The sequence below is a fragment of the Anaerotruncus massiliensis (ex Togo et al. 2026) genome (assembly GCF_900199635.1).
In the GTDB taxonomy this organism is placed as follows: Bacteria; Bacillota; Clostridia; order Oscillospirales; family Ruminococcaceae; genus Anaerotruncus; species Anaerotruncus massiliensis.
This window is the reverse complement of the sequence record NZ_LT962687.1, coordinates 2,067,095-2,079,276: the sequence shown is the minus strand read 5'-3', so window position 1 is coordinate 2,079,276 and position 12,182 is coordinate 2,067,095. Positions and strand designations below refer to the sequence as shown.

General features: G+C 63.1%; 11 protein-coding genes. 9 read left to right on the top strand and 2 right to left on the bottom strand.

Going from position 1 to position 12,182, the window contains the following annotated elements; translation table 11 throughout:
• The first annotated feature begins 2 nt into the window (after positions 1 to 2).
• From C1A13_RS10245 to C1A13_RS10225, 5 genes are read left to right on the top strand one after another with little or no spacing between them, the layout of a single operon-like run.
• Positions 3 to 788, top strand: a complete 786-nt coding sequence (locus C1A13_RS10245; RefSeq protein ID WP_101551682.1) for an ABC transporter permease — start codon at positions 3 to 5, stop codon at positions 786 to 788.
• A complete protein-coding gene (locus C1A13_RS10240; protein ID WP_101551680.1) occupies positions 788 to 1,567 on the top strand; it encodes an ABC transporter permease in 780 nt (259 codons plus the stop codon). The genes C1A13_RS10245 and C1A13_RS10240 overlap by 1 nt, the downstream gene beginning before the upstream one ends.
• Positions 1,543 to 2,298 (top strand): ABC transporter ATP-binding protein, encoded by a 756-nt coding sequence (locus C1A13_RS10235; RefSeq protein ID WP_101553248.1) that lies wholly within the window; start codon positions 1,543 to 1,545, stop codon positions 2,296 to 2,298. The genes C1A13_RS10240 and C1A13_RS10235 overlap by 25 nt, the downstream gene beginning before the upstream one ends.
• A gap of 19 nt (positions 2,299 to 2,317) precedes the next feature.
• Positions 2,318 to 3,067, top strand: coding sequence for an ABC transporter ATP-binding protein (locus C1A13_RS10230; RefSeq protein ID WP_101551678.1), 750 nt, complete (start codon positions 2,318 to 2,320; stop codon positions 3,065 to 3,067).
• Between the two features lie 48 nt (positions 3,068 to 3,115).
• Positions 3,116 to 4,165 carry an NAD(P)-dependent alcohol dehydrogenase gene (locus C1A13_RS10225; protein ID WP_242970853.1) on the top strand — a complete coding sequence of 350 codons (1,050 nt, stop codon included), beginning with the start codon at positions 3,116 to 3,118 and terminating at the stop codon, positions 4,163 to 4,165.
• A 160-nt stretch (positions 4,166 to 4,325) separates the two neighbouring features.
• Here C1A13_RS10225 and C1A13_RS10220 read toward each other — a convergent pair whose 3' ends face one another.
• Together C1A13_RS10220 and C1A13_RS10215 are read right to left on the bottom strand one after the other, a co-directional pair.
• Positions 4,326 to 5,594 carry a class II D-tagatose-bisphosphate aldolase non-catalytic subunit gene (locus C1A13_RS10220; protein WP_101551676.1) on the bottom strand — a complete coding sequence of 423 codons (1,269 nt, stop codon included), beginning with the start codon at positions 5,592 to 5,594 and terminating at the stop codon, positions 4,326 to 4,328.
• Between the two features lie 44 nt (positions 5,595 to 5,638).
• Positions 5,639 to 6,580 (bottom strand): ROK family protein, encoded by a 942-nt coding sequence (locus tag C1A13_RS10215; RefSeq protein ID WP_101551675.1) that lies wholly within the window; start codon positions 6,578 to 6,580, stop codon positions 5,639 to 5,641.
• A 260-nt stretch (positions 6,581 to 6,840) separates the two neighbouring features.
• Between C1A13_RS10215 and C1A13_RS10210 the strand changes: the two genes are divergently transcribed.
• The 4 genes from C1A13_RS10210 to C1A13_RS10195 all read left to right on the top strand — a co-directional run bounded on the left by C1A13_RS10210 (position 6,841) and on the right by C1A13_RS10195 (position 12,039).
• Positions 6,841 to 8,286 carry an L-fucose/L-arabinose isomerase family protein gene (locus C1A13_RS10210; RefSeq protein ID WP_101551673.1) on the top strand — a complete coding sequence of 482 codons (1,446 nt, stop codon included), beginning with the start codon at positions 6,841 to 6,843 and terminating at the stop codon, positions 8,284 to 8,286.
• A 57-nt stretch (positions 8,287 to 8,343) separates the two neighbouring features.
• Positions 8,344 to 9,429, top strand: a complete 1,086-nt coding sequence (locus C1A13_RS10205; protein WP_101551671.1) for a galactose ABC transporter substrate-binding protein — start codon at positions 8,344 to 8,346, stop codon at positions 9,427 to 9,429.
• Positions 9,430 to 9,504: 75 nt separating this feature from the next.
• Positions 9,505 to 11,010 carry a sugar ABC transporter ATP-binding protein gene (locus C1A13_RS10200; RefSeq protein ID WP_101551668.1) on the top strand — a complete coding sequence of 502 codons (1,506 nt, stop codon included), beginning with the start codon at positions 9,505 to 9,507 and terminating at the stop codon, positions 11,008 to 11,010.
• Positions 11,011 to 11,025: 15 nt separating this feature from the next.
• On the top strand, positions 11,026 to 12,039 hold the full coding sequence (locus C1A13_RS10195; RefSeq protein ID WP_101551666.1) for a galactose/methyl galactoside ABC transporter permease MglC: 1,014 nt from the start codon (positions 11,026 to 11,028) through the stop codon (positions 12,037 to 12,039).
• Positions 12,040 to 12,182 lie beyond the last annotated feature (143 nt).

Here is a 12,182-nt window from a genome sequence, read left to right as displayed (position 1 = left end):
ATATGGACAAAGCAAAAAACAAAAAGCGAAATCTGATTCTCCTGAGCATTTTGGGGCTGGTGCTCTTTTTCGGCACCTGGGAGCTGCTTGTCCACGTGGGCGTCATCTCCGAGCGGAACCTCTGCGCACCGTCGACAGCGGTCCAAACCTTCCTTTACAAGCTGACCAACACCAAGCCGGACGGAGCCACGCTCTTCGCTCACTTCTTCTCCAGCATCAAGCTCTCCCTCGCGGGATTCGTGCTGGCGGTGGTGATCGGCATTCCGCTGGGGCTCTTCATGGGCTACTACAAGGGCATGGATTCCTTCTTCACCCCGCTGTTCGAGGTGGTCCGCCCGATCCCGCCGATCGCGTGGATCCCGATCGTCATCCTCACGCTGGGCATCGGCTTCAAGGCGAAGGTGTTCATCATCTTCATCTCGGCGTTCGTTCCCTGCGTGGTCAATTCCTACCTGGGCATCAAGCTGACCGACCCCACCCTCATCGACGTGGCGCAGACCTTCGGGGCGAGCCGGTGGCAGATCTTCCGGACGATCTGCATTCCCTCTTCGATGAACATGGTCTTCACCGGCGTGCGCGTCTCGCTGGCGGCCTCCTGGTCCACGCTGGTGGCCGCGGAGATGCTGGCGTCCACCAAGGGGCTGGGCTACATGATCCAGATCGGCCGCAACCTGATCCGTCCGGACATCATCATCGTCGGCATGCTGACGATCGGCCTGGTGGGCGCGCTGATGGGCTGGGTGCTGAGCCTGTTTGAGAAGAAAGTCGCTCCCTGGAGGTATAAGTGATGAACGATAAAGTGAAAAAGCTCCTTTACGGGCTGCTTTCGGTCTCCTCCCTGGCGCTCTTCGTGGTCGTGTGGGTCGTCCTCTCCCACGCGGAAGGGACGATGCTTCCCACCCCGACGGCGACCTTCTCGCGGTTTATCGACATTATGCAAAACCCCATCTCCAAAGCGACCCTCCCGGTACATATCTGGGTCAGCCTGCGGCGGGTGCTCATCGCCTTCCTCTTCGCGGTGGTCATCGGCATCGCGCTCGGCGTGGGGCTCGGCTGGAGCGAAAAGTTCAACGCCTTCTTCGGCCCGCTCTTTGAGATGATCCGCCCGATCCCGCCGATCGCGTGGATCCCGATGATCATCATCTGGTTCGGCATCGGCGAAACGGCCAAGATCGTCATCGTCTTCATCGGGGCCTTCACCTCGATCGTGCTGAACACCAGCGCGGGCATCCGGGCGATCGACCCGCTGCTCATCAGCGCCGGCAAGGTGCTCGGCGCGAACAGGCGCCAGCTGCTCGTCGACGTGGCCATGCCCGCGACCATCCCCGCGATCCTCGCGGGCATCCGGACGGCGCTTTCAAGCGGCTGGATGTGCGTGGTGGCCGCCGAGATGATCGCGGCCCGGCAGGGCGTCGGCTTCCTGATCGTCCGCGGGCAGGAGATCGGCGACACCGCCCTCATCGTGGTGTGCATGTTGGCAATCGGCATCGTGAGCGCGCTGCTCTCGCTGTTCCTGACGAAAATGGAAGGAGTGCTTTGCCCGTGGCAGTTCTCAAAGACACAATAATCATCAAGGACCTCGCAAAGACCTTCTACCTGAAGAGCGAGACCAAAGAGGTGCTCAAGGACATCAACATCACCGTCAAGGAGAACGAGTTCCTCGTCCTGCTCGGCCCCGGCCAGTGCGGCAAGACGGTGCTCCTGAACATCCTGGCGGGGCTGGACGCCCCCACCGGGGGGGAGATCACCTTCGTGAACGGCCGCCCGCCGATGGGCGACCTGGGGGTGGTCTTCCAGCGGTACGCCCTCTTCCCCTGGAAAACGGTCATGGGGAACGTGGAGATCAACCAGAAGTTCAAGGGCAAATCCAAGGCGGAGCGGCAGGCGGCCGCGCAGAAATACATCGAGCTCGTCGGGCTGCAGGGGTTTGAAAACTCCCTGCCCAAGCAGCTTTCGGGCGGCATGCAGCAGCGCGTGGGCATCGCCCGGGCGTACGCCAGCGAATCGGACATCATGCTGCTCGACGAGCCGTTCGGCGCGCTCGACGCGCAGACGCGCTACTCGATGGAGGATGAGATCCTGCGCATCTGGGAGAAGGACCGCCGCACGGTCATCTTCGTCACCAACAACGTGGAGGAGGCCATCTACCTCGGCGACCGCATCATCCTGCTGGGCGGGCACCCCACCGGCGTGAAGAAGGAATATGTGCCCGACCTGCCCAGGCCGAGGAACTATACCGATCCGGCGTTCCTGAAATTGCGCAACGAGATCGTTGCCAACACGGACCTGGTGCTGTAAGCGGGAGGAGGCAGAACAGATGAGCGAAAACGACAACGTGAAAGTCCGGGTCAGAAACCTCACAAAGTGCTTCGGCGACCTGAAGGTGCTCGACAACGTCTCCTTCGATATCCAGAAGGGCGACTTCGTCTGCATCGTCGGCCCCACCGGCTGTGGGAAAACGACCTTTTTGAAATGCCTCGTCCGGCTCTTCTCCCTCACCGAGGGGGAGATCCTCGTGGACGGGGAACCGGCGGACCCCAAAAAGCACAACCTCAGCTTCGTCTTCCAGAACCCCTCGCACCTGCCCTGGCTGACGGTCGAAAAGAACATCCGCTACGGGCTGGAGCTGAAAAAATATCCCGAGCAACTCATCCGGGAGCGCACCGAGGAGATCCTCGGCCTGCTCGGCCTGGACAAGGTGCGCAACTCCTACCCGCACGAGCTGTCCGCCTCGACGGTGCAGCGCATCGTCATCGGGCGCAGCTTCGCGATGCACCCCGACCTGCTGCTGATGGATGAGCCCTACGGCCAGATGGACATCAAGATGCGCTACTACCTCGAGGACGAGGTCATCAAGCTGTGGCAGGCCACCGGCTCGACGGTCATCTTCATCACCCACAACGTCGAGGAGGCGGTCTACCTCTCCAACAAGTGCCTCATCCTCTCCCAGAAGCCCACGACGGTGAAGGAGGAGCTGAAGATCGACCTGCCGCGCCCGCGCGACATCGCCTCGCCGGAGTTTGTCCGCCTGCGCGAATACGTCACCTCGCAGATCAAATGGTGGTGATCTCCGTTTGAAGACGGTACCGATCGCCGAAAAGGGGGATTTATGAGCATGGAACAGATTCAGAACCGCGTCGCGCGGCTGACCGCGATCCAGAAGATCGAGATGGCGGACGCCCCGATGCCGAAGGCCGGCCCGGGCGAGGTCGTCGTCAAAACGGAGTACTGCGGCATCTGCGGCTCGGATATGCATTTTTACACCCACGGGAGCATCGGCAAGAAGGTCGCGCCCTTCCCGTTCATCCTGGGGCACGAGTGCTCCGGCTACGTCGCCGAGCTGGGCGAGGGGGTCACGACCCTCAAAGTCGGCGACCGCGTCGCGCTCGAGCCGGGCGTCCCCTGCGGCAGGTGCGAGCTCTGCCGCGAGGGGCTCTACAACCTCTGCCCCGACGTGCGCTTCATGGCCGCGCCGCCCTTCGACGGCGCGCTGCAAAACTACCTCGCCCATCCGGCCGACCTGTGCTTCCGGCTCCCCGACTCGATGACGATGCAGGAGGGCGCGATGCTCGAGCCGCTCGCCGTCGGGATGCACGCCGCCAAACGCGGCGGCGTCACGATGGGGCAGAGCGTCTGCATCCTCGGCTCGGGCACCATCGGAATCATGACCCTGCTCGCCTGCAAGGCGCTGGGCGCGACCCGCATCGTCGTCTCCGACCTCATCGAAAGCCGTCTGGAGAGCGCGAGGGCGTTCGGCGCGGACGTCGTCGTCAACCCCAGGGAGCAGGATCTGGAGGCGGCCGTGATGGAGCTGACGGGCGGCGCGGGCTGCGACGTCGTGTTCGAGACGGCGGGCAGCCCCCACACGATGGTCGACACGTGGAAATACGTCAGGCGGGGCGGCGTCATCACGCTGGTGGGCAACATCACCGCCGACGTGCCCTACAGCTTTTTGGAGATTTCCCGCAAGGAGGTGGACATCCGTCCCGTCTTCCGCTACCGCAACCTCTATCCGATGCTGATCGAGGCGGTCGCGAGCGGAAAGATCGACCTTTCGGGAATCCGGCCGCGCGAGTTCCCCTTCGGGGAGAGCGACGCCGCGTTCCGGTATACCGCGAACAACGCGCAGGAGGTCATCAAGACGCTGATCAGGGTGTCCGAATGACCGCATGAAGAGAGAAGGACCCTACAAAAGGCCGCGGAGGCGGGGCAGATGCCCCGCCTCCGCGGCCTTTCGCCATCCCCGAAACGTTGGGAAACGTAAATCGCCCCCGGCCGGGATTTACGCGGCCGGGGGCACGAAGGGGAGAAACAGGTGTTCGGATTTACAGGACCGCCGCCACCTTGGAGGTGATCCCCTCGAGGTTGAAGGCGTCGACGTAGCGCTCGATCGATTTCATGACCGCGTTCACGACGATCCGGTGGGGGTCCAGCCCGGCGGCTTCGAGGCCCGCGTACATTTTGGCGATCTCCGCCTTGACTTCCGGATCGTTGAAGGTGTAATGGCCGCAGATTTCGACCACCTCGGCGGAGAGCGCCTCGTCCGCCAGCACCTGGTCGACGGTGTAGCCGCGCGCGTCGCCGACCATCCATTTGCGCCAGCGCTGGCTTGCGATCGAGGCGCGGGTGAACACCTCGGGGAACCGGGAGGGGCAGGAAAGCATCTTCCGGTCGCAGAGCCACCGCTCGATCCTTGCCAGCCGCAGGAGCGTCTGGGTCTCGACCACGCCGTATTCGGGCGCGACGTTGGTGGCGGTGATGCCGAGCGCGGGGTGCAGCTCGAGGATGAAGTCGGAGAGGTAGTCGCCGTTGTGCTCCTTGAGGCCGACCCCGTGCACCCGGGCGGCTTTGGAGAGGGCGACCGCCTGGTCGGCGTTGAAGTGGCCGACGTTCTCGGTCAGGCGGGTGAGGGTGCCGGTCTGGCCGACGATGTACACCGGCAGCGGCAGGCCCTTGGCGTTCAGCCGCTCGACGAGCGTGTTGATGAACTGGTTGTAGGACTCCACACCGGTGAGCCCGCCGTTGGTCTCCTCGGTGCCCACCTCGTAGGCCACGGGCGGCAGGCCGAGCGCCTTGCGCTGCGCCTCGCAGTATTCGATCAGCTCGATCGTGAGGTCGAGCACCATGTCCATCGGGACCACGTCGCCCACGTCGGGGATCTTGGTGGGGTCGATGTGCAGCAGGTCGAAGCCCGCCTTGAGGTCGTACAGATAGGAGCGCTTGCCCAGCTCCATCGCCTCGGCCACCGGCAGCTTGTCGCTGCGCTCCTTGTCCCGCTGCCACGGGCCGCCGTGGTCGCGGCAGAGGTAATAGAGCCCGTCGTACCGGCAGCGCCCGGCGATCTTGGCGATGTCCCGCCGAAAGGTGTCCTGGTTCCACGAGCAGACGTACCCGCCGCCGAATTCGTCCGCGTCCACCTGGTTGCGGCTGGCGATGAACATCACGGGGAAGTCCTTCTTCTTCGCGAGCAGGAAGCACGCCTCAATGAGGTTTTCGGACATCGGCCCGATCCCCAGCATGGTGCAGCGCAGGTTCTGCGCCTCTTCGAGCTTGTAGATGCCCTGCATGAATTCCCTGAGTCCCGGTTTTTGCATCTGGATGACCTCCAATTCTATGACGTCGGTTCATAACGTTCCGTTTACAGCAGGTCGCGCGCCAGCAGGATCGCCCCGGTGGTGCCGACCAGCCCGCCGAGCTGCGCCCGCGCGAGCCGGATGTGGTGCGCCGTGTCGGTGTAGCAGTACCGCCGCGCGGACGCGAGGACCGGCCCCTCCATCAGATCCCAGGCGTTGGAGACCCCGCCGCCGAAGACGAACAGGTCGGGGTCGAGCACTTGGTTGAGGATGCCCACCGCGATCCCCAGCTTGCGCATCGCGGCATCCCAGACGCCGGCGCAAAGTTGGTCGCCCGCCCGCACGCCGCATTCGACGTCGTAGGCGGTGACCTCCTTCTTCCCGGCGAGAAAACCGCCGGGTCCGGCCTTGGCTGCCAGCTCCCGCGCCCTCCGGGCGATCGAACTTCCGGAGGCGTAGAGCTGGACGCACCCGCGGCCCCCGCAGGGGCAGGGCGGGCCGTCGGGGTCGACGGTGACGTGGCCGAGCTCGCCCGCGAAGCCGTGCGCGCCCTCCAGCAGGCGGCCTCCCGCGCAGATCCCGCCGCCGATGCCGGTGCTGACGGTCAGGTAGACCACCGTGCCGCAGCCGCGGCCCGCGCCCGCCCTGGCCTCGGCGTAGGCGGCGGCGTTCGCGTCGTTTTCGAGCCGCACGGGCACGCCGAACCGCTCCTCAAACAACCGCCGCACGGGCACCTCCCGCCAGCCGGTGGTCGCGACCTGCACGATGCTGCCCGCCGCGAGATCGAGCGGGCCGGGGCAGCTGATCCCGATGCCGGAGAGCTCCTTCAACGTGGCGCCGTGCGCCGCGAGCAGCTCACCGACCATGGCGGCGGCGGCTTCAAACACGGGGGAGAAGTCCGCGCCGGGAGGGGTCGCGCGGCGGACGGTGCCGAGGATGACGGCGTCATCCGCAGCGATGGAGGCGGCGATTTTGGTGCCTCCGATATCGACGCCGGCCCAGTACATATCCCAATCCCTCCTCCTGTTTGGTAGGTGGCTTTAATGTATCACGATAAGATATTTATGTCAACAACAAATGCAAATAAAAAATAATGTGACCATCAAGTTGCATATAAAACAAGAAATTTATAGTGAATATTAATGAAATTGGCGCAAAAAGATTGCGAAAGATATTTTGTCGTGATATCATTTAGGAAAAGTTTACATCACGATGTGATATCGGATGTTTGCCGGCCGCGCAGGCCGTGGAAAGGGGAATGATCCGTATGCAATCGCTGAAGGTCGGCCTGGTCAGTTCGTCCCAGCTCAGCTTCCCGGGCGACAAAAAAAGCGTCTATGAGGCGAGCGCCCAAAAGCTGCGGGCGCTGTCCGGGCAGCTGGGCTTCGAGCTCTATGTCCATCCCGGCACCGTCATCACGCCGGACGACGGCTACGCCGCCGTGAAGGCCCTCGAGGGGGAAGGCGTGGATTTCATCCTGCTGCAGTGCACCAGCTTTTCGGCGGGCGCGCTCGCCCCGATCTTCGCCCGCGCCCGGGCGGCGCTCGGCCTGTGGGCGATCCCCGAGCATGCCGACCATGGGGTGCTGCCCTTCAACTCCTTCTGCACCATCAACATGTATTCCGGCATCATCGGCCACTACCTCAAGGATTACAACATCCCGATCAAATGGTTCTTCGGGGACGTGGAGGACCCGCTCTTCCGCGGCCGCCTCGCGGTCACCGTGCGCGCGCTGCGCGCGATCAAGAACCTCAAGGCCTCCAAGGTCGCGCTGATCGGCGGCATCGCCCCCGGCTTCGACGACCTCTACGACGACGAGCGCACGCTCATCCGCCGCTTCGACGGCATCCGCATCAACCGGCTGCACGAGTATTCCGAGGTGCGCGACCGCGCGGTCGCCTACTCCGCCGCGCAGGTGTCCGCCGAGATGGAGCGCATCGCCGCCGAGGCGGGCGGGGTGCTCAACCGCCGGGCGGACGAGACCCTCGAAACGAACGCCCGCTTCTCGCTGGCCTATGACGACTTTATTAAGGAGTACGGCTACGACGCGATCGCGGTCAGCTGCTGGCCGAAGTTCCAGGACGAGTTCCAATACAGCGTCTGCGCGGTCGTGGGCGGGCTCAACGACAAGGGGATCCCCACCGCCTGCGAGGGGGACCTCACGAGCGCGATCAGCATGCTGCTGCTCAAATACCTGTCCGACGACGTGGGGATGCTCATGGACATGGGCGCCTTCGACCAGGCGGACGACACGGTGCTCATGTGGCACTGCGGCCCCGCCGCCAGCCGGTTCTGCCGGCAGAACGGCTACCGGCTCAGCGTCAACTACCACGGCATGGCGCACGAGGAGGGCGCGAAAGAGCCCAACTGCTGCGGCGTGACGCGGGACATGGTCTTCGATCCCGGCGAGGTGACCATCGCGCGCATCTCGGGGGAGGCCGACGAACTGCTCGTCGCGAACGGCAGCTTCCTCGGGGACACGAAGCCCAGCTTCTACGGCTCGCGCGGCTGGCTGGGCGGGCTCTCCCTCAACGGGACCCCCATCGGCGCGCTCGACCTGGTCAACACGCTGCTGGTGCGGCGGTTCTCCCACCATTTCCCGATCGTGCGGGGAGATTATTCAAAGGAGCTGCTCGAGGCGATGGGCTGGCTCGGCATGAAGAAGATCGAGCCGGTCCCCTACGCGGACTACTTACAGGCCCCCAATTGGTAATCCGGCGCCGGAAGACGCCAGAAATACACAGAAACGAGAGAATTTGGAGGTAAAAGAATGAAAAAGATCCTTTCCGCGCTACTCGTTGTCATGATCGTCCTGTCGCTGGGCGCGTGCGGTTCCGAGCCTGCGGCGGCCCCGTCCGAGACGGCCCCCGCCGCCGACGCGGCCCCGTCCGAGGAAGCCCCGGCCGAAGAGCCCGCGGCGGCTCCCGCACAGATCACCATCGGCGCGTCCATCCGCAAATACGACGACACCTACCTCACCGAGCAGCGCAACAACATGAAGATCAAGGGCGACGAGCTCGGCGTCACGATCGACTTTACCGATTCCAAAGCCGATCAGACCACCCAGAACAACAACATCGACATGTACATCACCAAGGAGTACAACGCCCTGGCGATCAACATGCAGGAGCGTTCCGCGGCCGACGTCGTGATCGAGAAGGCCAAGAACGCCAACATCCCGGTCGTCTTCTTCAACACCGAGCCGTTTGAAGAGGCCATGGCAATGTGGGATAAGGTCTACTATGTCGGCGCGAAGGCGGAGGAATCCGGCCTCATGCAGGGCAAGGCGATGGTCGATTACTGGAACAGCCATCCGGAAGCCGATAAGAACGGCGACGGCATCGTTCAGTACGTCATCATCATGGGCGAGCCCGGACATCAGGACGCCGAGCTGCGTTCCGAGTACTGCGTCAAGGCGATGACCGACGCGGGCCTCCAGGTGGAAGAGGTCGCGAAGGACACCGCGATGTGGGACCGCGTCAAGGGCCAGGACAAGATGGCCACCTTCCTCGCGGCGCATGACAACATCGAGGCGGTCTTCTGCAACAACGACGACATGGCGCTCGGCGCGATCGAAGCGCTCAAGGCGCAGGGCTACTTCACCGGCGACAAGTATATGCCCGTCTTCGGCGTCGACGCGACCGAGCCCGGCAAGGAAGCCATCATCGAAGGCACCATGCTCGCCACCTCCCTGAACGACGCGAAAAACCAGGGCTTCGCGGTGGTCCAGCTCTGCGACCTGCTCGCCAAGGGCGAAACCCCGACCTCCGAGAGCCTCGGCTACGAGATGGACGGCCAGTACGTCTGGATTCCGTACGTCGCGGTGAGCAAGGAGAACGTGGACCAGTTCAGCTGATCCGCGCCAGGCATACCAGCACGCGCGGGGGACGGGTTCCCGTCCCCCGCGCTCCTAAAGGGGGAACTCAGCGAGATGAGTGAAAACGGCTACATCCTGGAAATGAACAACATCACCAAACGATTCCCCGGCGTCCTGGCGCTTGACAAGGTCACCCTCAAGGTGCGTCCCGCCACCGTGCACGCCCTGATGGGCGAAAACGGCGCGGGAAAATCCACCCTGATGAAATGCCTGTTCGGCATCTATGTCCGCGACGAGGGCGACGTGATTCTGGACGGGCAGCCGGTCAATTTCTCAGGCGCGCTCGACGCGATCGAACATGGGATCGCAATGATCCACCAGGAGCTCCACCCGGAGCCCCACCTGAGCGTCATGGAGAACATCTGGCTGGGGCGGTTCCCGATCAAAGGGATCGTTGTCGATTATAAAAAGATGTATAACGACACCCGGGACCTGCTCGAGCGGCTCAACCTCCACCTCGACCCGAAGGCGCTCGTCAAGACGCTCTCCGTATCGCAGATCCAGTCGATTGAAATCGCAAAGGCGGTTTCCTTTAACGCGAAGGTAATCATCATGGACGAACCGACCTCCTCGCTGACTTCCGACGAGGTCGACCACCTGTTTACGATCATAAACGACCTGCGCTCCAAAGGAGTCGCGATCATTTACATCTCCCATAAGATGGAGGAAATCAAGAAAATTTCCGATGAGGTCAGTATCATGCGCGACGGTACGATGATCGGTACCTGGAACGCCGCCGACCTCACGACGGATATGATCATCTCCAAGATGGTCGGGCGGGACATGAGCAACCGCTTCCCGCCCAAGACGAACAAGCCCGGCGAGGTTTACATGCGCGTCGAGGGGTTCTCGTCGATCCACGACCGCAGCTTCCAGGACGTGAGCTTCGAGCTGCGCCGCGGAGAAATCCTCGGACTGGGCGGCCTGGTGGGCGCGCAGCGCACCGAGCTGGTCGAGGCGATCTTCGGCCTGCGCGCGCTCAGGGCGGGCAAGCTCTACCTCGACGGGAAGGAGATCCGGGTGCACAACTCGACCGACGCGATGGACAACGGCATCGCCCTGCTCACCGAGGACCGCAAGGGCTCGGGCATCTTCCCGGTGCTGGGCGTGGGCGAAAACACCTACATCGCCGTCTACAAGCGCCTGGCGCGCTTCCTCGGCCTGATCAACGGACGGCGCTGCAACGAGCTGGCCGAGGAGAGCATCGAACGCCTGTCGATCAAGACGCCGAGCATCCGCACCCCGATGAACAGCCTGTCGGGCGGCAATCAGCAGAAGGTGCTCTTCGCCCGGTGGCTGCTGACCGAGCCGGAGGTCCTGCTGCTCGACGAACCCACGCGCGGCATCGACGTGGGCGCGAAATACGAGATCTACACGATTATGGCCGACCTCGCGGCGCAGGGCAAATGCGTCGTGATGATTTCGAGCGAAATGCCCGAGCTGATCGGCATGGCCGACCGGGTCATGGTGATGTGCGAGGGCAAAAAGGCCGGTGAACTTGAGGGCGACGCGATCAATGAAGAGGAGATCATGCGCCTTGCCACCAAATTTATGGTTTAGAAAAGAGGCCGGAATATGGATGCAACGAACAAAACTTCCAAAAAACTGATTCGCTTCCTCGGCGACAACGCGATTACCCTCTGTCTGGTGGTGCTGGTGGTCGTCATCATCTGCATCAACCCAAAATTCTTCTCCTTCAACGTCCTGCGCGACGTCCTGCTCCAGAACGCGACCAAGCTGATCATGGCCTGCGGCATGATGTTCGTGCTCATCTCGGGCGGCGTCGACCTGTCGGCCGGACGCATTCTCGGGCTCGCGGCGGTGCTGACCGCCTCGCTCGGACAGACGATCGACTACAGCCGCCGGTTCTATCCCAACATGCCGGACATCCCGATCATCGTTCCGTTTCTGGTCGCGCTGGCCGTCTGCATGCTGCTCGGCCTCTTCAACGGCACCGTGATCGCGAAGTTTGCCATCCCGCCCTTCATCGTGACGCTGGGCACGCAGGTCATCGCCTGGGGCGTGAACCTCCTCTACTTCGACCTGCCGCCCAACTCCTCCCAGCCGATCGGCGGCGTCAAAAAGAGCATCACCTACATGGGCTCCGGGCTGCTGGGCGGCAAGGTGCCGGTCATCATCCTCATCGCGCTGGCGGTCACGCTCGCGGTGTGGTTCATCCTCAAAAAGCTGCGCTTCGGGCGCAACGTCTACGCGGTGGGCGGCAACGCCGAGGCGGCCAACGTCTCGGGCATCAAGGTGACGGCCACGCTGATCGGCGTCTACGGCATCGCCGGACTGCTCTACGGGCTCGCGGGCTTCCTCGAGTGCGCGCGGACGGGCGGCGCGACCTCCGCCTACGGCCTCAACTATGAGTTCGACGCGATTGCCTCCTGCGTCGTGGGCGGCGTCTCCAACACCGGCGGCATCGGCACCGTGCCGGGCATGGTCGTCGGCGTGCTGATCTTCGGCATCATCAACTACGGACTCACCTTCATCGGCGTCAACCCGTACTGGCAGCAGATTATCAAGGGCATCATCATTATCGCGGCGGTCGGCTTTGACATCCGGAAAAACCTCCGGCGCAAATAACAGATTCATTCCTCTGCGATACATACTGATCTGATCTATACCGGTACGGCGAAGATATCTCACTGGATATTTCCGCCTGCCGGCCTTTTTTCTGGAAACAAAATGGGACTAGGTTTTCAGCCGGACGCGTGCTATAATTTGAC

Bases quoted from the DNA above. Each gene is read 5' to 3' on its own strand.
- C1A13_RS10245 (WP_101551682.1), top strand. From the start codon at position 3: ATGGACAAAGCAAAAAACAAAAAGCGAAATCTGATTCTCCTGAGCATT.
- C1A13_RS10240 (WP_101551680.1), top strand. From the start codon at position 788: ATGAACGATAAAGTGAAAAAGCTCCTTTACGGGCTGCTTTCGGTCTCC.
- C1A13_RS10230 (WP_101551678.1), top strand. From the start codon at position 2,318: ATGAGCGAAAACGACAACGTGAAAGTCCGGGTCAGAAACCTCACAAAG.
- C1A13_RS10225 (WP_242970853.1), top strand. From the start codon at position 3,116: ATGGAACAGATTCAGAACCGCGTCGCGCGGCTGACCGCGATCCAGAAG.
- C1A13_RS10220 (WP_101551676.1), bottom strand. From the start codon at position 5,594: ATGCAAAAACCGGGACTCAGGGAATTCATGCAGGGCATCTACAAGCTC.
- C1A13_RS10215 (WP_101551675.1), bottom strand. From the start codon at position 6,580: ATGTACTGGGCCGGCGTCGATATCGGAGGCACCAAAATCGCCGCCTCC.
- C1A13_RS10210 (WP_101551673.1), top strand. From the start codon at position 6,841: ATGCAATCGCTGAAGGTCGGCCTGGTCAGTTCGTCCCAGCTCAGCTTC.
- C1A13_RS10205 (WP_101551671.1), top strand. From the start codon at position 8,344: ATGAAAAAGATCCTTTCCGCGCTACTCGTTGTCATGATCGTCCTGTCG.
- C1A13_RS10200 (WP_101551668.1), top strand. From the start codon at position 9,505: ATGAGTGAAAACGGCTACATCCTGGAAATGAACAACATCACCAAACGA.
- C1A13_RS10195 (WP_101551666.1), top strand. From the start codon at position 11,026: ATGGATGCAACGAACAAAACTTCCAAAAAACTGATTCGCTTCCTCGGC.